At 65.6% G+C, this 22,261-nt stretch carries 16 protein-coding genes; 10 read left to right on the top strand and 6 right to left on the bottom strand.

Annotated features, from left to right (window positions below):
* Positions 1–11: 11 nt before the first annotated feature.
* Complete coding sequence (locus Q1A06_RS18305) at positions 12–575, bottom strand: hypothetical protein (protein ID WP_299566984.1); 564 nt, start codon at positions 573–575, stop codon at positions 12–14.
* 265 nt (positions 576–840) lie between these two features.
* Here Q1A06_RS18305 and Q1A06_RS18300 point away from each other — a divergent pair, with 265 nt between their 5' ends.
* The 6 genes from Q1A06_RS18300 to rfbA all read left to right on the top strand — a co-directional run bounded on the left by Q1A06_RS18300 (position 841) and on the right by rfbA (position 7,914).
* Positions 841–2,715, top strand: coding sequence for a glycosyltransferase (locus Q1A06_RS18300; protein ID WP_299566982.1), 1,875 nt, complete (start codon positions 841–843; stop codon positions 2,713–2,715).
* 287 nt (positions 2,716–3,002) lie between these two features.
* Positions 3,003–4,442, top strand: coding sequence for a mannose-1-phosphate guanylyltransferase/mannose-6-phosphate isomerase (locus tag Q1A06_RS18295; protein WP_299566981.1), 1,440 nt, complete (start codon positions 3,003–3,005; stop codon positions 4,440–4,442).
* Positions 4,443–4,535: 93 nt separating this feature from the next.
* Positions 4,536–5,108: a dTDP-4-dehydrorhamnose 3,5-epimerase gene (gene rfbC / locus Q1A06_RS18290; RefSeq protein WP_299566979.1), complete on the top strand. Its 573-nt coding sequence runs from the start codon at positions 4,536–4,538 to the stop codon at positions 5,106–5,108.
* Complete coding sequence (gene rfbB, locus Q1A06_RS18285; protein ID WP_299566977.1) at positions 5,105–6,154, top strand: dTDP-glucose 4,6-dehydratase; 1,050 nt, start codon at positions 5,105–5,107, stop codon at positions 6,152–6,154. The genes rfbC and rfbB overlap by 4 nt, the downstream gene beginning before the upstream one ends.
* Before the next feature lie 3 nt (positions 6,155–6,157).
* Positions 6,158–7,009: a dTDP-4-dehydrorhamnose reductase gene (gene rfbD / locus Q1A06_RS18280; RefSeq protein WP_299566975.1), complete on the top strand. Its 852-nt coding sequence runs from the start codon at positions 6,158–6,160 to the stop codon at positions 7,007–7,009.
* Positions 7,006–7,914, top strand: coding sequence for a glucose-1-phosphate thymidylyltransferase RfbA (gene rfbA, locus Q1A06_RS18275; RefSeq protein ID WP_299566973.1), 909 nt, complete (start codon positions 7,006–7,008; stop codon positions 7,912–7,914). The genes rfbD and rfbA overlap by 4 nt, the downstream gene beginning before the upstream one ends.
* Positions 7,915–7,944: 30 nt before the next feature.
* Here the strand turns inward: rfbA and glmM are convergent, their stop codons facing one another.
* From glmM to Q1A06_RS18260, 3 genes are all read right to left on the bottom strand, one after another.
* Positions 7,945–9,285 carry a phosphoglucosamine mutase gene (gene glmM / locus Q1A06_RS18270; RefSeq protein ID WP_299566971.1) on the bottom strand — a complete coding sequence of 447 codons (1,341 nt, stop codon included), beginning with the start codon at positions 9,283–9,285 and terminating at the stop codon, positions 7,945–7,947.
* Between the two features lie 37 nt (positions 9,286–9,322).
* Positions 9,323–11,164, bottom strand: coding sequence for a glutamine--fructose-6-phosphate transaminase (isomerizing) (gene glmS / locus Q1A06_RS18265; RefSeq protein ID WP_299566969.1), 1,842 nt, complete (start codon positions 11,162–11,164; stop codon positions 9,323–9,325).
* 185 nt (positions 11,165–11,349) lie between these two features.
* Positions 11,350–12,339: a replication initiator protein A gene (locus Q1A06_RS18260; protein WP_299566967.1), complete on the bottom strand. Its 990-nt coding sequence runs from the start codon at positions 12,337–12,339 to the stop codon at positions 11,350–11,352.
* Positions 12,340–12,795: 456 nt separating this feature from the next.
* Here Q1A06_RS18260 and Q1A06_RS18255 point away from each other — a divergent pair, with 456 nt between their 5' ends.
* Together Q1A06_RS18255 and Q1A06_RS18250 are read left to right on the top strand one after the other, a co-directional pair.
* Complete coding sequence (locus Q1A06_RS18255) at positions 12,796–14,169, top strand: AAA family ATPase (protein ID WP_299566965.1); 1,374 nt, start codon at positions 12,796–12,798, stop codon at positions 14,167–14,169.
* Positions 14,170–14,286: 117 nt separating this feature from the next.
* Complete coding sequence (locus Q1A06_RS18250; protein WP_299566963.1) at positions 14,287–15,291, top strand: ParB N-terminal domain-containing protein; 1,005 nt, start codon at positions 14,287–14,289, stop codon at positions 15,289–15,291.
* Positions 15,292–15,316: 25 nt separating this feature from the next.
* Here the strand turns inward: Q1A06_RS18250 and Q1A06_RS18245 are convergent, their stop codons facing one another.
* Entirely contained in the window at positions 15,317–16,819 is a 1,503-nt protein-coding gene (locus Q1A06_RS18245) for a hypothetical protein (protein ID WP_299566961.1), read from the bottom strand.
* Between the two features lie 151 nt (positions 16,820–16,970).
* On the bottom strand, positions 16,971–17,903 hold the full coding sequence (locus Q1A06_RS18240) for a glycosyltransferase family 2 protein (protein ID WP_299566959.1): 933 nt from the start codon (positions 17,901–17,903) through the stop codon (positions 16,971–16,973).
* 104 nt (positions 17,904–18,007) lie between these two features.
* Here Q1A06_RS18240 and Q1A06_RS18235 point away from each other — a divergent pair, with 104 nt between their 5' ends.
* Together Q1A06_RS18235 and Q1A06_RS18230 are read left to right on the top strand one after the other, a co-directional pair.
* On the top strand, positions 18,008–19,825 hold the full coding sequence (locus tag Q1A06_RS18235; protein WP_299566957.1) for a nidogen-like domain-containing protein: 1,818 nt from the start codon (positions 18,008–18,010) through the stop codon (positions 19,823–19,825).
* A gap of 202 nt (positions 19,826–20,027) precedes the next feature.
* A partial coding sequence (locus tag Q1A06_RS18230) for an ELWxxDGT repeat protein (RefSeq protein WP_299566955.1) occupies positions 20,028–22,261 on the top strand: 2,234 nt, incomplete at its 3' end.

The following is a 22,261-nucleotide window of genomic DNA, read 5'->3' as shown; positions in this document are numbered from 1 at the left end:
CGCGCCGGCGATCAGCCGTCTTCGTCCGGCGCCACCAGCCGCAGCATGCGGTTTTCGGACTGCCCCAGCATCAGGTAATGCGACAACGCGGGCCACCCCGCCTGCGCCACGTCCGGATTGGCCATGTAATAGTCCAGGCTCGAAAACGCCGGTCCGGGGTCGCGCCCCTCGAAGGCACCGGCCCGAAGATAATGGTCTTCGGGCGCCATCCCCGCCTGCGCCACATCCTTGTAGGTTTCCAGATACCAGGCCCCGTCGAACACCGCGCTTTCTCCCAGCGCCGCACGTTGCTGCTCAAACGTCGGCATCCCGGCGGCGAATCCCTGCTGCGCCACCGCCTGCGCGGCCTGCGCCAGCACCACCGGCACCTCGTACTTGCGGGTCAGCACCCTGACCCGATGCGCCATCCGCTCCTCGAAACGGGCTTCCGCCTCTTCCAGCATCCGGGTCAGCACGGCGATTTCACGAAACCGGTCCTGCATGTCTGCGTTCAGCGTGGCAATCTCCGCGCGCAGCATCTGCTGGATGTCCTCGTCCGGTTGCGCTGCGCCGGTCACCTGTGTCGTCTCACCCATCGTCCGGACCCTCCTGCTGCGTGGGGATAACCGCCCCATACCCGTCATGTACCGCACCGACTGTAGGGGGCTTTCGGAGCGAGGTAAACGGGCCTCCGCGCGCCGGACGCGGCCCGGTTCGGGCGCAGGCACGCGACAGCGCATCGCCGGTGCCACACCCGCCCGACAAGTTGCCGAAGCAGGCCGAACCGCAGTGGCCCCGCCGCGATTTTCATCCTAGAAAGACATTCAGACAGGCACTTTATTTCGGAAATACGGTTTGGCGATGACATTTGACGAACAAGTAGAAACCGTGCGCGAGTCCGGTCTCATCCACAGCACCTGGTATTGCGAGACATACCCCGATGTGGCCATGCTCGGGCTGCACCCGGCGGTGCACTACATGCGCTACGGCGCCGCGATGGGGCGCAACCCCGGCAAGACGTTCCACACCCGCAACTACCTGCGCGCCTACCCCGATGTCGCCCGCACGGGGATGAACCCGCTGCTGCACTACGTACTGCACGGGGTGAAGGAAAACCGCCGCAAATCGCCCGATCCGCTCATGCTCGCCTACCGCGAGGTCGACCGGGTGCGCGGCAAACTGCTCGGTTTGGGCTTTACAGACCCTGCATTGGCCGACATGCGCAGCCTCGCCGACACCAGCGACATCCCCGCCGCCCGCGCCATGGCGCTGCGCGAACTGGCGCTGTGGGAGATGCGCGAGGGGCGCTATGAACAGGCGCTGGGGTTCCTGACGCGCGCCCACCGGCTGGCCCCCGACAGCGACTTCCGCGCCAAACTGCTGACCGTCGAGTTGCTGTGCCATCACCGGCTGGGCGCGAATGACGCGGGCCGCGCGCTGTTCGATGCCGCCGATCCCGATGACATCACCCCCGACGTGATGCTGGCGCGGGCCAATCTCGAAGACGCGCCCGAGGCGCGGCTGGACTGGATCAACCGGGTGCTGGCGGACTATGACATCCCCGCACTGTCGCTGCTGGACGACGGGCCCACGCCCTACGACCGGCTGACCACCCCCGCGCCGCTGCCCGCCGTGACGGACGGGCCCAAGATCACCGTGCTGATCGCGTCCTACGACGCGGCGGACACCCTGCCCACCACCCTGCGCAGCCTGTCCGAACAAAGCTGGCAGAACTGGGAGGCGCTGGTGCTGGACGACGCGGGCCCCGACAACACCGCCGAGGTGGTGGCCGACTTCACCGCCCGCGACCCGCGCGTAAAGTTCATCGCCATGCCCGTCAACGGCGGCGCCTACCGCGCGCGCAACCACGGGCTCGACATCGCCACCGGCGATTACGTCACCCTGCACGACGCCGACGACTGGTCTCATCCGGCCAAGTTAGAGACGCAGGCGCGCTATCTGATGGCCAACGGGGACAAGATCGCCTGCACCTCGCAACAGGCCCGCGCCATGTCCGACCTGCGCTTTCTGCGCTGGACGGGGCGGGGTAATTTCATCATCCACAACACCTCGTCGCTGATGTTCCGGCGCGCGCCGGTCCGCGAGGCGCTGGGATACTGGGACACGGTGCGTTTCGCCGCCGACAGTGAAATGATCCGCCGGATGCAAAAGACCTTTGGCAAGGACTGCGTCAAGGACATGCAGACAGGCCCGCTGTCGTTCCAGCGCGATTCCGACACCTCGGTCGTCGCCGACGATGTTATGGGCATGAACGGTTTCTACTTCGGCGTACGCAAGGAGTATTTCGACGCGCAGCGTGCCCACCACAAGCAGGCCGAAACGCTGAAATACACCAACGACATCGCGAACCGGCCCTTTCCCGTGCCGCCCATGATGCGTCCCGAACGCAAGGAACTGCTGGCCGAGGCACAGCATTTCGACGTGATCTTCGCCGGTGACTTCCGCCTGGCGTCCCAAACCATGTGGTCGGTGATCGACCGGGTGGGCGCGCTCAGGCAGGAGGGAAAGACAATCGGCATCGTCGAGCTTTACGACTATGCCCTGCCCACCAACGGCATCAAGCGCATCCACGACGCGCTGCGCGCCGAAATCACCGGCACCGATACCCGCGTCGTGGTTTTCGGAGAGACCGTCACCTGCACCGAGCTTCACCATGTGTCGGGGCAGTGGGATACACGGTTCGTGCCGAAGATTACCGAAACAGACCCGGGTTAGGGTCTGTTTCGCCTCCGTTCCCGGCGGATCCGCAAAAGCCCCTACCGGTCACACCGCGCGCAAAAGCCTCTCCGGCGTCTCGCGCCCCGAAGTCATCCCCGGCAGAGCCTCCTCTGCCGGGCGGCCCCCAAAGCAGGCGTTCGGGATGTTCCAAAGAAACGCCGAAACCCCTGACACCCTGTAAAGTCTCCCGCAGGGGCGTAAAAACATGTCCGCAGCCATGGTTTTGCTTGAATTTACCGCTAACCTCGTTCCCAATTCCGATACCGCAAGGAGAGCATCCGCCCATGTCCGACCCGTCCTTCGCGATCCATCCCGTGCTTCTGGCAGGGGGGTCGGGCACCCGGCTGTGGCCGCTGTCGCGCAAATCCTACCCCAAGCAGTTCTCGAAACTCACCGGCGCACAAAGCCTGTTCCAATCCTCCGCGCGCCGATTCGCCGGGCCGGGATTCGCGCCGCCCGTGGTGCTCACCGGCGAGGATTTCCGCTTTATCGTCACCGAACAGCTGGCCGCCATCCACCTCAGCCCGCAGGCCATCGTGATCGAACCCGAAGGGCGCAACACCGCCCCCGCGATTTTGACCGCCGCGCTGATGATCGCGGACACCGACCCCGACGCGCTGATGCTGGTCGCGCCCTCCGACCATGTGATCCCCGACAGCGCCGCCTTCCGTGCCGCCCTCGACGCCGCCCGCCCGCGCGCCGCCGCCGGCGATCTGGTGACCTTCGGCATCACCCCCGACAGCCCCGAAACCGGCTATGGCTACCTCGAACTCGCCCCCGGTGCCGATCCGGGCGCGCAGACGCCGCAACCGCTGGCGCGCTTCGTCGAAAAACCCTGCGCGGCCCGCGCCGCCGAAATGCTGGCGGCGGGTCATTTCCTGTGGAACGCGGGCATCTTCTTGTTCTCCGCCCGCACGATCCTCGCGGCCTTCGACACCCACGCGCCCGATCTCGTGGATCCCGCGCGCGCGGCACTGGCGCAGGCCCAGGCCGATCTGGGCTTTACCCGTCTGGCCGCCGCCCCCTGGGCCACGTTGCCCGACATCTCCATCGATTACGCGATCATGGAAAAGGCGGACAACCTCGCCGTCATGCCCTATGGCGCCGGCTGGTCCGATCTGGGCGGTTGGGAGGCCGTCTGGGCCGAGGAAGGCCCCGACGCCAGCGGCACCGTCTGCACCGGCAGCGCCCATGCGATCGACTGCACCGACACGCTGCTGCGCTCGGACACTGAGGGGCTGCAGTTGGTGGGCATCGGTCTGGACGACATCGTCGCCGTCGCCATGGCCGACGCCGTGCTGGTGGCGCGCAAATCCGACAGCCAGCGCGTCAAGGAAGCGGTCGCCCTGTTGAAATCCGAAGGCGCAAAACAGGCCACGCAATTCCCGCGCGACCACCGCCCCTGGGGCTGGTTCGAAAGCCTCGCCATCGGCACCCGCTTCCAGGTCAAACGCATCGTGGTCAACCCCGGCGCGGCGCTGAGCCTGCAAAGCCATCATCACCGCTCCGAACACTGGATCGTGGTGGAGGGCACCGCGCGCGTCACGGTGGACGACGACGTCCGGCTGGTGACGGAAAACCAGTCCGTCTATATCCCGCTGGGGGCCACGCACCGCATGGAAAACCCCGGCAAGCTGCCGATGGTGCTGATCGAGGTGCAGACCGGCAGCTATCTGGGCGAGGACGACATCATCCGCTACGAAGATGTCTATGCCCGCGACTGAGGCCAGAACTGAGGCCAGAACTGAGGGCAGAGGTTTTCTTTACAGGCGCAAGGCAGTAGACGTGCGGGCAAACACCCTCCCGCAGGAGCCGCCATGCTTGACGTCCAGCCCACCAGACTTCCCGGTGTGATGATCATCACCCCCGCCCGCCACGGCGATCACCGTGGTTTCTTCTCCGAAAGCTGGAACGCGCGGGTGATGCGCGACGCTGGCCTCGACATCGACTTCGTGCAGGACAACCATTCGTTTTCCGCCGCCACCGGCACCGTGCGCGGCCTGCACTTTCAGTCACACCCCCACGCACAGGGCAAGCTGGTGCGCTGCGGGCGCGGCGCGCTTTACGATGTGGCGGTCGACATCCGCGTGGGCTCGCCCACCTACGGCCAGTGGGTCGGCGAAGAGCTGAGCTTCGAAAACGGACGCCAGCTGTGGATCCCCGCAGGCTTCCTGCACGGCTTTGTAACGCGCGAGCCCGACACCGAGATCGTCTATAAATGCACCGACCACTACGCGCCCGAGTGTGACGGCGCGGTCCGTTTCGACGATCCGGACATCGGCATCGACTGGGGCATCGACACCACCGCCGCCGTCCTGTCCGCCAAGGACGAGGCCGCCCCTCTGCTCAAGGATTTCCAATCGCCCTTCACCTACGAGGGTGCGTCGTGAAACTGATCGTCACCGGCGGGGCCGGGTTCATCGGGTCGGCGGTGGTGCGTCTGGCGATTCAGCGCGGGCACAGCGTCGTCAACATCGACAAACTGACCTATGCCGCCTGTCTCGATAACGTGGCAGAAGCCGCCAAAAGCCCCGATTACACCTTTATAGAGGCTGATATCTGCGACGCGGACGCGATGGCGGCAGCGTTCGAGACGCTCCAGCCCGACGCGATCATGCATCTGGCCGCAGAATCCCATGTCGACCGTTCCATCGACGGGCCGGGCGCGTTCATCGAGACGAACATCACCGGCACCTACACGCTGCTGCAGGCCGCGCGTGCCTATTGGGAAGGGCGTGGCAAACCCGACACCTTCCGCTTCCATCACATCTCCACCGACGAAGTGTTCGGCTCGCTCGGCGACACCGGCCAGTTCACCGAAGACACCCCCTACGACCCGCGCTCGCCCTATTCCGCGTCCAAGGCTGCGTCCGATCATCTGGTGCGCGCCTGGCACGAGACCTACGGCCTGCCCATCGTGCTGACCAACTGCTCGAACAACTACGGCCCCTACCATTTCCCCGAAAAGCTGGTGCCGGTGGTGATCCTCAACGCGCTCGCGGGCAAGCCGCTGCCGATCTACGGCACGGGCGCCAACGTGCGCGACTGGCTCTATGTCGAGGACCACGCCGATGCGCTGCTCAAGGTGCTGGCCGAGGGCACCGTGGGGCGCAGCTATAACATCGGTGGCGAGAACGAGCGTACCAACCTCGAGCTGGTGCAGACCTTGTGCAGCATCCTCGACGATCTGCGCCCCGGCCCTGCCCCCTACAGCGATCTGATCACCTATGTGACCGACCGCCCCGGCCACGATGCGCGCTATGCCATCGACCCCACCCGCATCCGGACCGAACTGGGCTGGCGTCCGTCCGTCACGGTCGAGGAAGGGCTGCGGCGCACCGTGCAATGGTATCTCGACAACGAAGACTGGTGGCGCGCGCTGCAAAACCGCGAGGGCGTGGGCACACGCCTTGGTACAGGCTCTAACAAGGGATAATTCATGCGCATTCTCGTCTTTGGCAAAACCGGTCAGGTCGCGACCGAACTGGCCCTGCAGGCCGATGTCACCTCCCTTGGCCGCGACGCCGCCGACCTGTCCGATCCCGCCGCCTGTGCCACCGCCATCGACACGGGCGACTGGGATGCGGTGATCAACGCCGCCGCCTATACGGCCGTCGATAAGGCCGAAGAGGAAGAGGCGCTGGCGCAGATCATCAACGCGGACGCGCCCGCCGCAATGGCACGCGCAGCAGCAGCGCGCGCCATCCCCTTTCTGCATATCTCGACCGATTACGTGTTCGACGGGACCGGCACCGATCCGTGGCGCGTATCAGACCCTAACGCGCCGCAAAACGCCTATGGCCGGACCAAGCTGGCGGGCGAGGAAGCGGTGCGCGCTGCCGGCGGACAACACGCGATCCTGCGCACCTCATGGGTGTTTTCGGCGCATGGCAACAACTTCGTCAAGACGATGCTGCGCCTGTCCGAGAGCCGCGATGCGCTGTCGGTGGTCGACGACCAGATCGGCGGCCCCACCCCCGCCGCCGCCATCGCGGGTGCGCTGCTGGAAATGGCGCAGCAGATGAAAACAGACCCTGCAAAGGGCGGAACCCACCATTTCGGCGGCACCCCGCCCGTGTCATGGGCCGGGTTCGCGCGCGAAATCTTCGCGCAGGCGAACCGCCCCGTCACCGTCACCGGCATCCCCACCGCCGACTATCCCACACCCGCCGCCCGTCCGCTCAATTCGCGCATGGACGGCACCGCGTTAGAGACTGATTTCGACATCGCGCAACCGGACTGGAAAGCCGGCCTGCACGACGTCCTCAAGACATTGAAAGATACCAAATGACACTTCCGGAAAAGCGCGCCTCCGGTGCTACACGCAAGGGCATCATCCTCGCCGGCGGCTCCGGCACCCGGCTCTACCCGATCACGCTGGGCATCTCCAAACAGCTGCTGCCGATCTACGACAAGCCGATGATCTATTACCCGCTGTCGGTGCTGATGCTCGGCGGCATCCGCGAGGTGGCGATCATCACCACCCCCGAGGATCAAAGCCAGTTCCAGCGCCTGATGGGCGACGGCAGCCAGTGGGGCATGTCCTTTACCTACATCGCCCAGCCCAGCCCCGACGGGCTGGCGCAGGCGTTCATCCTGGCGCGTGACTTCCTTGCGGGCGCGCCCTCGGCGCTGGTGCTGGGCGACAACATCTTTTTCGGCCACGGCCTGCCCGAAATCCTCGCACAGGCCGACGCCAAGACCACCGGCGGCACCGTCTTCGGCTACCGCGTGGCCGACCCTGAACGCTACGGCGTGGTGGATTTCGACGCCAACGGCAAAGCCATCTCGATCATCGAAAAACCGCCGGTGCCGCCGTCAAATTTTGCCGTTACCGGGCTTTACTTTCTCGACGGTGACGCGCCCGACCGCGCAGCCCAGGTCGAACCCTCGCCGCGCGGCGAGCTTGAGATCACGACCCTGCTGGAGATGTACCTGCACGACGGCCTCTTGTCGGTCGAACGGATGGGCCGCGGCTATGCCTGGCTCGATACCGGCACCCACGGCAGCCTGCTCGATGCGGGCAATTTCGTGCGCACGCTGGAGCGCCGGCAGGGTCTGCAAACCGGCTCCCCCGACGAGATCGCCTATGCTCAGGGCTGGATCACCGACGCGGAACTGCACGACCGTGCAAAACGTTACGCCAAAAACGATTACGGCAAGTACCTCGAAGGGCTGATCGGCGAGCGGAACTGACCGTCCGGCCCAACAGGAAGGCCCACAAAGTCAGTCCAGCTTGCGGATCTCGTCCGCGATCCGCATCACCACTTCATCGAGCAGGGCCGGATCCTCGCATTCGCCCATCACCCGGATCAACGGTTCGGTCCCTGACTTGCGGATCAGCAACCGGCCGGTGTCACCGAACCTTGCCGTGCCTTCCGCAATCGCGTCCTGAACCCGGGGCGATTCAAGCGGGGCCATCGTCGGGGCGTAGCGCACGTTTTCCAAAAGCTGCGGCACCGGATCGAACGTCCGGGTCAGCACGCTGACCGGCAGGCCGCTCGCCTTGAGCACCGCGAGAAACTGCAGCCCCGCCACCAGACCATCGCCGGTGGTCGCGTAATCGGTCATCACGATATGGCCCGATTGTTCGCCGCCCATGTTGAACCCGCCCGCGCGCATCTCCTCGACGACATAGCGGTCGCCAACGGCCGTGCGGCGCAGGGCGATCCCCTGCCCCTCCAGATAACGCTCCAGCCCCAGGTTGGACATCACCGTGGCGACCAGCGTGTTCTTGTTGAGCCGCCCCGCCCGCGACCAATGGGTCGCCAGCAGCGCCATCAACTGGTCGCCGTCGACCACCGCCCCCTTTTCATCAAGCAGGATAATCCGGTCCGCATCGCCGTCCAGACAAATGCCGAGATCGGCCTGCGTGTCGCGCACCACCTGTGCCGCGCGTTCAGGATGGGTCGATCCGCAGCCATCGTTGATGTTGTAGCCGTCGGGCGCCACGCCGACCGGAATGATCTGCGCGCCCAGCTCCCACAACACTTCGGGCGCGGTTCTGTAGGCGGCACCGTTGGCGCAGTCGATCACGATCTTCAGACCGTCCAGCCGCACCCAGTCGGGCAGCGTGGTCTTGGCATATTCCACGTAGCGCCCCGCGCTGCCATCCAGCCGCGTCACCCGCCCGATATTGTCGCTGTCGCCCTCCAGCGCATCGCGCTCGAGGATCGCCTCGATCTCCGTCTCGACACTATCGGACAGCTTGAATCCGTCGGGGCCGAAGAACTTGATCCCGTTGTCGTGGGCGGGGTTGTGGCTGGCCGAGATCATCACCCCCAGATCCGCGCGCATCGAATGGGTCAGCCGCCCGACCGCCGGCGTGGGCATCGGCCCCAGCGCGAACACATCCATGCCGGCGGCGGTGAACCCCGACATCAGCGCGGTTTCGATCATGTACCCCGACCGGCGCGTGTCCTTGCCGATCACCACCCGGTGCCGCCCGTTGGCGGCGGCGAAATACTTGCCCACCGCCATCGCCAGCCGCACGGAAAACGCCGCCGTCATCGGGTGGATGCCCGCGCGTCCACGGATTCCGTCGGTTCCAAAATAGGTCTTGCTCATGGCTGCGCTCCTCGGGCCGGGTTTCGTGCGACGATACCTATTCGACCGTCACCGATTTGGCGAGGTTGCGCGGCTGGTCCACATCCGTGCCCTTTTCCACCGCCGTGTGATAGGCCAGAAGCTGCACCGCCACCGCATAGATGATGGGCGCAAAGGGGCCGCCCGCGTCCGGCATCTCGATCGCCTGCCAGACCCCCTCGCCCGCCTCCGCCAGACCCGCCGCATCGCTGATCATGATGATCCTGCCGCTGCGCGCGATCACCTCCTGCATGTTGGAGACGGATTTATCGAACATCGCATCGGACGGCGCCAGTACCACCACCGGCAGCTTGTCGTCTACCAATGCGATGGGCCCGTGCTTGAGCTCGCCGCTGGCATAGCCTTCGGCATGGATATAGGAAATCTCCTTGAGCTTCAGCGCCCCTTCGAGGGCCAGCGGATACATCGCGCCACGCCCCAGAAACAGCGCGTCGTCGACATGGCCCAGATGGCCCGCGATCTCTTTCACCGTCGTTTCACAGTGCATTGCCTGCCCCACCAGACGCGGCACCGCCATCAGCTGCTCTTGCAGGGCGACTTCCCCCGCCGCGTCCAGATGGCCGCGCTGCCGCGCCGCTGTGATCGCCATCGCCGCCAGCACGGTCAGCTGGCATGTGAACGCCTTGGTCGAGGCGACGCCGATCTCGGTGCCCGCGAGAATGGGCAGCGCCACATCGCTTTCGCGTGCGATCGACGAGGTACCGACATTGACCACCGACACGATGCTGCGCGCCTTGCCCGCGCAATAGCGCAGCGCGGCCAGTGTATCTGCCGTCTCGCCCGACTGGCTCACGAACAAAGCGACCGTGCGGTCCGACAAGGGCGGCTCGCGGTAGCGGTATTCGGAGGCGATGTCGATCTCGACCGGCAGGCGCGCGATCTGTTCGAACCAGTATTTCGCGGTGTGACAGGCCAGTGCCGCGGTGCCGCAGGCCACCATCACCAACCGGTCCACATTCGTAAAATCGATACTCTCCAAAAGAGCCCGCCCGCCGCGGTCCGCATGCGCGCGCCCGCCAAGGTAATAATCGGCGGCGGCGGCCAGAACGCGCGGTTGCTCGGCGATCTCCTTGGCCATGAAATGTTTGTACCCGCCCTTGTCGACGCTGTGGATGTCGATCTCGACGGTCTTGCGCGCCCGCTGCACGATGTCGCCGCCCTCGTCAAAGAAAGTCGCACCCGCGCGGGTCAGCACGGCGATGTCGCCCTCTTCGAGATAGGTCACCTCGGAGGTCATCGCCGCCAGCGCCAGCGCATCGGAGCCGATGAACATTTCGCCCGCGCCCCAGCCCACCGCCAGCGGCGAGCCCTTGCGCGCCGCGATCAGCAGATCGGTCTCGCCCTCGAACAGGAACGCCAGCGCATAGGCGCCCTCAAGCCTGGCGATGGTCGCCTTGGCCGCCGCTTCGGGCGCGTGACCCTGATCGAGAAACCAGTTGCACAGCATGGCGACGGTTTCGGTGTCGGTCTGGGTCTCAGGGACGATCTGGTGGGTGGCCAGTTCCTCGCGCAGCTGGCGGTAGTTTTCGATGATCCCGTTGTGCACCACGGCGACACGGCCACGTGCGTGCGGGTGGGCATTGGCGGTGGTCGCCGCCCCGTGGGTGGCCCAGCGGGTGTGCCCGATGCCGCAGGTCCCGGTCAGCGGCTCGTGCACCAGAAGATCGGCGAGGTTGACCAGCTTGCCCAATGCGCGGCGGCGGTCGAGACGCGCACCCTGCGCCGCATCCACGGTGGCGATGCCTGCGCTGTCATAGCCGCGATATTCAAGCCGGCGCAGACCGTCCACAAGGATCGGTGCCGCCTGGTGTTTTCCGATGACGCCTACGATGCCGCACATAAGATTTCTGCCTTCTTCTCTGAACTCTGTCGCCCGAACCTATGTCCGAACCTAGGAATGTCCGGTATCGGCCCCCCGGGGGATATAGCGCCATTTCCCCGACAAATGCACATGCCCGTATCGGCGGATTTACGCATCTGCGTTACAATCTGAAACCTTTCGCACGCGAAAGGTTTGCGGACCGCTCATCCGCGCGCATGACGCGACACCCAGCCGAGGAACGCCGCGTCGGGATCGCGCAGCGCGCGGCGGCCGCGCGCCTCCCAGGCGGTGTGCCAGTCGGCCTGAAGCCCGTAGACATCCGCCCCCGGCACCAGCGCGCGCGCGCGCTCGAGTGCGGCGGCACTCACCACCGGCATCCGCCCCGGCTCCACCACGGCGCCGCGCCGCTCGAACCGCATCAGATCGCCAGGGGCTTCCGCGATGGTATAGTCGGGCAGCGTGTCCGCGCCGATCATGTCGCGCAGCATCTTGCGAAACACCCGGCGCGGCGAGGCGGAGCCGGATTTCTTCAGGAGCGTATCGACCGACACGGTCCACCCCGCCTGCCGCCCGCAATGCTTGCGCGCCAGCTCGTAAATCCGCCGCTCCAGTGGTTTGCGCAGGGTGAAATACGCCCGGCTCAGAGTCAGCACCGCCTTGTCGAGCACAGCGCGGTAGAGCCATTCGCTGAGCGTGACCGCAACCCAGAGCATCCGCCCGCCCCGCCCCTGCCGCACGATCTGCCAGTTCTCGATCAGGCCGAAGCCGGTGGTGACCTCCTGCCCGCCGGTCATCATGTTGGTGGTGATGCGGGTGCCGGCCAACCGCTCGAACGCGTCGCGCAAGCGGTTGTAGCCATCGCCGGAGGTTTCGCGCGACGTGGCGACCAACAGATCATGCGCCTTGAGCGTCAGTGTGCGGGTGATCTCGCGGCCGGCGTTCTGTGCGGCCATCAACTGGCTGATGCAATAGATCAGGATGTCCTTGTCGTGAATCGTCGCCAGCCCGCGCACGGACGGGGTGACCGTGATGTCGGTGTCGTTGTGGGTATAGCTGAGAATGCGCCGGTCGGGCCGGGTGGAGAGCGAAAACATCGGATGCTCCATCGAGCCGATGTCGTCCTTGGGGGCGGCGTTGAAGATGTCGCACGAAAAGAATGCGCCGTCTCCACGCCCCAGTGCGGGGGTGTTCATCTGCCTGTCCTGCTCACTGCCTTATGCGCTCTTGTCTGCCCGTGTGATCACGGATCTTTCGGCGCGAATCTGCTTCGTGGTTTTAATTACACCCACCCTAAAGTTATCCACAGGCCACGTCCATGCAGGAGGTGCGGCGTGACGTGGTTTCGGAGTCGCCGCTTCGGGGGTTCGGAATCGCCTGAGCGTGGTTTCGGAGTCGCCCTGTCTTGAGAAATACACGTAACGTTCTGGGACTCTTGGAAAAAGAAAGCGGCAGGATCTCCATAACTACTATATAACCTGATATTAACTAGAGATTTGTCGGTCAGGCCTGCGATTTAAGGCCGATCCGCCCGCAAAAACCACGTATTTGCTTGGGAAAAAGACAGCGCAAGCGGTAGATGTAGCTTTAAATATTCCATGTTGCGTGTTTCGTGTTATGTTTGGAAAAACACAACACATTGAGCAGTTACCATGACGTCAGACGCCCCCGAGCTTCCCCCCTATTTCAACATCGATCCCGATCAGGCGCTGGCCGATCTCGGCGATCCGATCAGCGCCGACGGGTTTGCCACCATTGCGCAGAACTGCGCGCGCGGACGGGCCGATCTGGCAGGTAGGGGCCTCGACGAGACCGGGCGCAAGAGCCTGCGGCCGTTTTCAACCTGGGAGATCACCCGCTATCTGATCCCGGTGGCGCAGGGGCATTTTCGCCGGGTGCTCAAGCAAAACCCGCACCTGCCGCAGGGCGCGTCCGAAACTGCCGGCGGGGCCAAGTGGTTCACCTTCGAGGAGGTGCTTCTTTTGCGCGCCCATTTCGCGCAGCTGGGATCGAAATCGAAGGAGTATAAACCCTACCGCCCCGAAGGCCTGCCCGCCAAGATCGTGGCCGTGGCCAACTTCAAGGGCGGCGTTGGCAAGACCTCGACGGCGGCGCATCTGGCGATGTCGGCAGCACTCGACGGCTACCGGGTGCTGGTGGTCGATCTGGATTCCCAAGGGTCGATGACCTCGATCTTCGGCGGCACGGTCGAGGACGAATGGCAGACGGTGTTCCCGCTGATCGCGCGTCACTACGCGACGCACCTGAAGGCGGACAACCAGCTGCGTCTGGCGCAGGGGCTCGATCCTGTCCTGCTCGACGACACGCTGACCGAGGCGTTGGAGGTCGGGGCCAAGGATCTCATTCAGGGGACCCACTGGCCCAACATCGATCTGATCGGCGCGCAGCTCAATCTCTACTGGGCCGAGTTCCAGATCCCCGTCTGGCGGATGCAGGGGCGCAGCTGGAAGCTGTGGGATGCGCTGACCGAGACGCTGGCCGCCGACGGGGTGCTCGACGATTACGATCTGGTCTTCGTCGATACCCCCCCTGCCCTGGGGTATCTCACCATCAACGGTCTGGCGGCGGCGGATATCCTGCTGGTGCCGCTGGGGGCCTCGTTTCTGGAGTTCGACAGCACGGGGCGGTTTTTCGATATGCTGCACGCGACGTTCTCCTCGATCGAGACCGGCGAGAACATGGCGGCGCGTGCGCTGGGGCGGCCCGAGCTGCAATTCGAATGGGATGCGGTGCGCGCGGTGATCACCCGGTTCGACGCGGCACAGCAGTCCGAGATGGGGGCGCTGATGCAGGCCTATCTGGGCGATACCCTGTCGCCACACCGGCAGGACTTCACCGCGCTGATCGGGCAGGCGGGCGAGCAGGCAAGTGGTCTCTATGAAGCGGATTACCGCGATTTCAACCGCGAGACTTACGCGCGGGGGCGGGCCACTTTTGATCAGACCTACGCGGCGTTCAAAAAGCTGCTTTTGGGGATCTGGCGGCGTGATGAAGTCTCTGAATAGGGGCTTAGACCCTGATCCCAAACCTTTCGCATGCGAAAGGTTTCGCACCGTACGCCCTATTGGAGATATATTCGAACAAAGGGTCGAGGCTGCCCCGAAAGCCAAGGAGAGAGATGAATGGCGAAGCGCAAGAGACTGACCCCCGCACAGCTGACCGACAGCGCGCATGTGGCCCCGACCGCCCGTGCCCCGATCGCACAGATTGCGGGTGATGCGGCGTCGGTCGCGGCCTTCGAGGCGTTGCGCGCCGAGCTGGACAGCGCCACCCGCGAGGGCCGGATCATCCGCGCCATTCCGCTGGACCAGATCCACGAGGCCTATCTGATCCGCGACCGGCAGCACACGGCGGACGAGGATGTCGAGGCGCTGTACCAGAGCATCCGCGCCCGCGGGCAGCAGGCCCCCATCGAGGTGGTGATGGTCGAGAACGGCTTTGGCCTGATCTCCGGCTGGCGGCGGGTGCAGGCGCTGCGCGCGCTCCATGCGGACACCGGCGAGGAGCGGTTCGCCAAGGTGCAGGCCCTGATCCGCCAGCCCGCCGCGCAAAAGGACGCCTATGTCGCGATGGTCGAGGAGAACGAGATCCGCGCCAACCTGTCGTTCTACGAACGCGCGCGGGTGGCGGTGCAGACCCTACGCGCGGGCGTGTTCCAAACCGACAAGGACGCGTTGCAGGGTCTGTTCGCCGCCGTCAGCTTTTCCAAACGCTCCAAGATCAAATCCTTCATGCCGGTGGTCGAGGCCCTCGACGATGTGCTGCGCGCGCCGCAGGACATCCCCGAACGGCTGGGCCTCGCGCTGTCGAAACTGCTGGCCGAGGACGAAGGCGCCGCCGCCCGTCTGCGCGCGCATCTGCGCGAGGCCCACGCAAGCGGGACGCCCGAGCGTGAGGTGCTGGAGCGGGCGGTGAACGGGGGACCGGCGTCTTCCGCGCCGGAGAAACCGGAGCCGGTGCAGACGCCGGTTGCCGAGGCGCCGCCCGCGTTGCCCCGCCAGCGTACGTTGGACGGAGGCCTGGAGATGCTGGCGCGCGCGGGGCGCGTGGTGGTGCAGGGGGATGCCGTGGACGCGGAGTTTGTGGCGAAGCTCGAAGCGTTCCTGCAGGGTCGCGGCGGGCGGTAGCGCGTGGTGGTGCAGGGGGCGCGGGTCAGACGACCGGGATCTCGCCGATTTCGGGTGTGCGGTCCGCGATGTAGCGCCCGATGGTGCCCTTGGAAAAGCGCAGCCGGTTCGGCAGGTTCAGCCCGGCCTCGTAGAGCCTGCGGCTGTTGATGCCGATCAGCGAATGCATGACAGGGTCGATCGTCTCCATCGTCAGGGCCGCCCACATGCCCACGCGGTGTTCCCAATAGAACAGGTCGGCGGGATGATAGCCGTGCAGATCCTCGGACGCGTAATGGCCGTTGGTGTACATCGCGCGGAAGCTGCGGATGATGAAGGCGCTCATGTCCTTGTTGGCCTTGCCGTCTTTGCCGCGCACGCCGAACATCTCCATCATCGTCTTGGGGATGAAGGGCAGGTCCTGGTCGCGGGTCTTCATCATGTGAAAGCCGCGCAGGATCTCGCCGCCGTATCCCATGACAAAACAAGGGGGCGCGGGCAGGGGGGCGGTTTGCTCCATCTTCTCGAGGCACAGGGCCATCATCACCCCGCGCGATCCGCGCATGTGGATCCGGCCGGCATTCATGCTGCCCAGATCGAGCAGCGGACCCGCGTTGTCCTCCCTAGGCATAGTAATGGTGTAATGCGGCTGGCCGGTCACCTCGACGATGCGGTCGATGGCCTCGCGCTCGGCTGATTTGAAGTTGAAGTTGGTCCAGGTCACGCCGGTGAAGGGTGTCTGGCGGCGGTGGAAATTGGCGACGATGGAGCGCGTGTCGATGCCGCCGGTGACGGCGACGATCGGGTGGAAGCGCGCGGCGACGTAAGTGCGTGTCGCATCGAGCGCCATGTCGAAGCGGTCCCACATCTGCTCTTCGGTCCCCTCGACACGCTCCTGGTAGGGCCAGAACCGGGTCATGCGGTTTTCGGCGGTGGCATAGAGCGTGTTGGGCAAGAGCCGGTCGATGCCGTCAAAGGCGGTGCGGTTGCCGGGCAGGTAGCGCACGATGCGGTTGAGGTACTGCGGCGAGGCCATATAGGTCGCCGCGTCCTGCGCCGTGGGGATGTCGTATATCATCGCCAGCAGTTCGGGATGCGAGGCGATGCCCTTTCTGTCTTGGGTGCAGAACACCACGGAGCGTGATCCGGCGGGGTCGTTGAATGCGGACACGTCGCCATCGCGGAAAATCAAGGCACCGTGACGCCCGCCCAGATCCATCCGCGCCAGCGTGGCGGGCAGGTCTTTCGTCCGTGCGATCTCGTCGAGGCGGGCCTGAACGCTGCCGCCGTCGTTGTCGAACACATCGCCCAGGACAAGAACGTCGGTGCCCTGCGCCGCGTGGTGCAAAACCGGCGTGTCGGGGGCCACGAGCATAGCCCAGTCGCCGATCTCGTGCAGGGTGAACCGGTCGCGGACGAGTTCTATGAAATCTCCCGAGGCCTGTGCCAGAGCTACTTTGGGCACTGCTACGAACCCGCCCCGGAACAGTGCGGCACCCGCGCGGTAGGCGTCCAGCATTTCGGTGGCCTGGGTGTCGTGCACTTGCATCGGTCGACGCTCCTCAATTCGGCTCTTCAGAAAACCTCTTTGCCCGGATGCAGTGTCTGCCCGGGAGAGATCCGTAAAAACGCCGCAATACCTCACTCGTTACAATATGACTAGAGACCAGTGCGGGCCTGCGTGACCCCGCCGCCCGCCCCTAAAGCCGGGCCAGCAGAACCGCCAGCCAGAGCGAGGCCTGACCCAATGCGCCCTGACGATAGACGCGGGTGTCGCGCAGCATGTCAAAGCGTCCTGCGAGACCTTGGGTACGGCCCTGCGCGAAATGGCGCAACAGCGCGCGGTTTTCGGGTGTCAGGCTGTCCGAGACCTGTTCGAGGGCGGCGATGTTGATGTCGTTCCAGGTGCGGAAGGTGCCGGTGAACAGATGGCGCAGGCGGCGCAGGGTGGCCAGCGTGCCGCGGTTGGCACCGACCAGGTTACCCCCGTGCTGACGGTAGAGCAGCACGGCCTGCGCGTCGTAGATCACCTGCGCCCCCGCGCCGGTCATCAGCTGGTAGACCCACCAGTCGTGCATGGCGATGACATCCGTATCCCGCGCCGCGCGCCGCGCCAGATCGAGGGCGGGGCGGTTGAGCATGATGGTGTTGCCCGCCGCGATGTTCTGCACCAGCGCGTTGCGAAAGCCGGGCGGCTTGCGCGGGCTGCGCGACAGGCGCCGGCCGCGCAGATCGGCGTCACATTCCCAGGTATGCGCGCAATAGAGCACCGGGTCCTCCGGCGTGGCGGCACCGTCCAGACGGGCGACGGCGCGGGCGATCTTGTCTTCCAGCCAGACGTCGTCCTGATCGGCAAAACAGGCCATGTCGATGCCGTCGGGACAGCGGGCGAGCAGGCTGAGGAAATTCGCGCCCGACCCCTGCCGCGGCCCCTCGACCAGCTCCAGCGGCAGGGCGGGGTGGGCGTCCCTGAACCCGGCGAGGATCTCGCGCGTCGCATCGGTGGAGCCGTCGTCGCTGACCAGGATCAGGGCGGGGAGATGGCTTTGCGCGGCAAAACTGTCGAGCTGTTCGGCCAGATTGCCCGCGCCGTTGTAGGTGGCGAGCAGGACGGCGACGGCGGGAGAGGTCATGGCGGGCCTTCGGGCTGTGGGTCGCCAATCTTTTGGCAAGGCCTTTGTCCTATGACAAGCGCAGACGCTGCGCAACGGGACGCGCGCACAGGGGGAGAGACGGCATGGAAATCACAGGCAACGGATCGGTCGTGCGCGGCCTTGGCGGGGCGCGCGGCTTTGGCGAGATCGAGATCGCGCGCAGCGACGACGGCTCGACCCGGCTGTCGCTGGAGGCGGTGTTCGGCGACGGGCTGAGCTATCTGGGGCGCTCTTACGGGGCCGACCAGCTGTGGGTGAACACCAACGGCACGGTGACGTTCGGATCGGCCTTCGCGGCCTATCCCACCGCCACCAACGGGGCGCTGAGCCGGGCCATGATCGCGCCATTCTGGGCGGATGTGGACACGCGGCTGGACGGCGAGGGCGACGAGAGCGGCGGCATCTGGGTGGATGTGAACGCGACGGGCGGCGTGGTGACGATCACCTGGGACGCGGTGGGCGTCTACCGGCGGCGCGCGGACGATCCCAACACATTCCAGCTGCAGCTGTTCGACCGCGGCGACGGCGATTTCGACATTGTCTACCGCTATGACACGATCGGCTGGACCATCGGCACCGGCGAGGGCGACGTAGGCGCGCGCGCGGGGCTGTTCGGCGGCGGTGCGGGCCCGCTGCTGATCGAGACGCGCGACGGCTACGACGTGTTGGGCGATCTCGACGAGCGGCTGGGCCCCTCGGGCATCCAGGGCATGTGGATCTACGAGATGCGCGACGGCGTGGTCGTCAACGTCGAGCCGGTGGGGCAGGACATCACCGGCGGCACCGGCGGCGACACGCTGGAGGGGGGCGCGGCCGAAGACGTGATGGACGGCGGCGGCGGCGATGACCGGATCGACGGAGGCGCGGGCGCGGATGTGATCGAAGGCGGCGCGGGCGGCGATACGATTTCGGGCGGAGCAGGCGACGACACCATCGAGGGCGGATCGGGCGACGACCGGCTGGAAGGTGACGGTGGCAGCAGCGGCGACGGGGCCGGCGACGACGTGCTGCTGGGCGGATTTGGCAACGACCGCGCCGATGGCGGTGCGGGCAACGACAGCATCGGCGGCGGCGGCGGCGGCGACACGCTGCTGGGGGGGGCGGGCAATGACACGCTCGACGGGGGCGACGGCGATGACCGGCTGACCGGCGACGCGGACGGCGACAGCGGCGCGGACCTGCTGTGGGGCGGGACGGGCGACGACACGCTGGAGGGCGGCGGCGGCAATGACCGTCTGACCGGGGGGGCAGGCGACGACATCCTGCGCGGCGGTGACGGCAACGACACGCTCGACGGCTCCGACGGGGCCGATACCATCGACGGGGGCGCGGGCGACGACGTGATCCGTGGCGGGGCGACGGCGGCGGACCTGCGCGACGTGGTCTACGGCGGCGACGGTAACGACACCATCGACGGCGGCTACGGCAACGACAGCCTGCGCGGCGACGTGGGGGCCGACGTGATCGCGGGGGGCTTCGGCGCCGACACGGTGATCGGCGGCGGGGGCAACGACACGCTGACCGGATCGGCCTTCGGCGACCAGATCTCGGGCGGGGCGGGGAACGATTTCATCAACGGCGGCTTCGGGTCGGACCGGGTCAACGGCGGTTATGGCGCGGACGCGTTCTTTCATCTGGGCATCGTCAACCACGGGTCGGACTGGATCCAGGATTTTAGCCACCGGCAGGGCGATTTCCTGTCCTTCGGCGCGGCCACCGCGACGGCGGGGCAGTTTCAGGTCAACTATGCCACGACGCCGGGGGCCGGCACGGCGCAGACCGCCGAGGCCTTCATCATCTACCGCCCCACGGGCCAGATCCTGTGGGCGCTGGTCGACGGGGAAGGCGCGCGCAGTATCAACCTGCAGATCGCCGGTGATGTGTTCGACCTGATTGGATGACCGGCAGGGGGCTTGATTTACCTTTGGTCAATTTTCCAAAGTTGCAAAAAATGAAAATTCAGTGTAATTTTGTTTGAAGATGTAGGTTTATGCCCTACACACGGTGCAGTTATTCATTTCCTTCCGTGCCGGGCGCCGGAAGGCTGCCAGCCCGTATTTTTTGGCATTTTTTCATAAATTGAAATTCTTGGGGGATTTTCACATGAGTTCTGTTCTTCTTTTTGCGGCCAATGACGGCGGCACCGGTGTCGAGACCTGGCTGACCAACGCCGCGGGCACATCGGCCACCCTGATCGATCTGTTCCCCGGACCCGACGCGTCGATCCTATCGACCCTGAGCCGGTCTCTGGATGGTGATGTTTTTTTCGAGGCCAGCAACGGCCAGTCGGGCAACGAGCTGTATACCTCCGATGGCACCGTCGCGGGCACCACGCTGTTCGCCGATGTCGAATTCGGCACGAACGGCAGCTTTCCGTTCACCTTTACGGGCCCGCAACAATCGCTGGTCATCGGCGACACGCTGTATTTCAGCCCGTTCACCACGACCCCGGGCCAGGAGCTGTGGAAAACCAACGCCGATGGCCCGCCGGAACTGGTACGCGACGTCAATCCCGGCAGCAACAGCAGTTTCCCGAATTTCATGGTGGATTTGAACGGCACGCTGCTTTTCAGTGCCAATGACGGCACCTCGGGCACCGAGCTCTACCGCTCCGACGGGACCGAGGCGGGCACGCAGCGCGTGGCCGACATCAATATCGGCGGGGGCGGTTCGTCCCCGTTCATGTCGAAAGACAATATCCTCAACGACACCCTGTTCTTTTCGGCCAACGACGGCACCAACGGCACCGAGCTGTGGCGCACCGACGGCACCACGGCAGGCACCGCGCTGGTGCGCGACATCAACCCCGGCGCCGGTGGCAGCAGCGTTTCGTTCCGCATGGCCGACCTGGACGGCACGCTCTACTTCAGCGCCAATGACGGGACCAACGGCAACGAGCTGTGGCGCACCGATGGCACCGAAGCCGGCACCAACCTGGTGACCAACATCAACCCCGGCGCGGGCAGTTCCTCGATCCTCGGGCTGACCGCGATGGACGACATGATGCTGTTCTTCGCCGACAACGGTTCCAGCGGCCTCGAGCTGTGGCGCTCTGACGGGTCGTCCTCGGGCACCACGCTGGTACGCGACATCAACCCCGGTGCCGGCGGCAGCTTTTTCAATTTCACCAACATCGAAGGTGACGCGTTCACGATGTTCGACGACAAGGCCTGGTTCATCGCCCTCGACGGCTCCAACGGCGTCGAGCTGTGGAACACCGACGGGACCGCGGGCGGCACGCGCCTGTTCATGGACATCAACCCCGGCGCGGGCAATGCCTTTGTCAGCAACCTCGCCGTGGCGGACGACCTGATGTATTTCTCGGCCGACAACGGCACCCAGGGGACCGAGCTTTGGGTGACCGACGGCACCGAGACGGGCACCCGCCTCGTGCAGGACGTGCGCGCGGGAAGCCAGGGCAGCGGCGCGACGGCGATCGGGGTGATCGACTTCAACGTGGCGCCGACGGACGTCACGCTGAGCGGCGCCTCGATTTCAGAGAACATCGTGCCCGCGACCGCTGTCGGGACGCTCGCGGCCACGGATGCGGACGGCGATGCGCTGATCTTCTCGCTGACCGATGACGCGGAGGGCCGCTTTGCCATCAACGGCACCCAGCTGGTCACGGCTCAGGGGTTCGATTTCGAGGCGGCGCAAAGCCATCAGGTGACGGTGCAGGTGGCGGACCCGGACGGGCTGACCGCAAACGAGTCCTTCACCATCAACGTCACCAATGTGAACGAGGCGCCCGGCACTGTCATGCTGGCCAGCCAGCAGTCGGTCGCGGAGAACGCGGCGGCGGGGGCCGTCGTCGGCACGGTGGGTGCGATCGATCCCGACGGGGATGTGGTGGCCCTGACGCTGACCGACGACGCGGGCGGCCAGTTCACGCTGAACGGGACCACGTTGCAGACCACCGGTCCGCTTGATTTCGAGGCGGGCGCGACACGCTCCGTCACGGTTCAGGCGACGGATCCGGACGGTCTGACCTCGGCGCAGACCTTTACCGTCAACGTCACGGATGTCGAAGAAACCGTCGATCTGCTGCTGAACGGGACACCGGGCAACGACACGCTCACCGGTGGGGTCGGCAACGATACGATCAACGGGCTCGACGGCACCGACAACCTGATCGGCGGGGCGGGCAATGACAGCATCACCGGTGGTGTCTCCGAGAACGATCTGCGCGACAACATCTTTGGCGGGGATGGCAACGACACGATCCGCGGCGGTTATGGCAACGACAACGTGCGCGGCGACGCGGGCGATGATCTGGTCGAGGGCGGATTTGGCGCCGACACCGTGCTGGGCGGGACGGGCAACGATTCCATCACCGG

It is taken from the genome of uncultured Sulfitobacter sp. (assembly GCF_947497275.1).
Classification (GTDB): domain Bacteria; phylum Pseudomonadota; class Alphaproteobacteria; order Rhodobacterales; family Rhodobacteraceae; genus Sulfitobacter.
The sequence above is the reverse complement of the archived record's forward strand: the minus strand, read 5'-3'. Positions and strand labels throughout refer to the sequence as shown.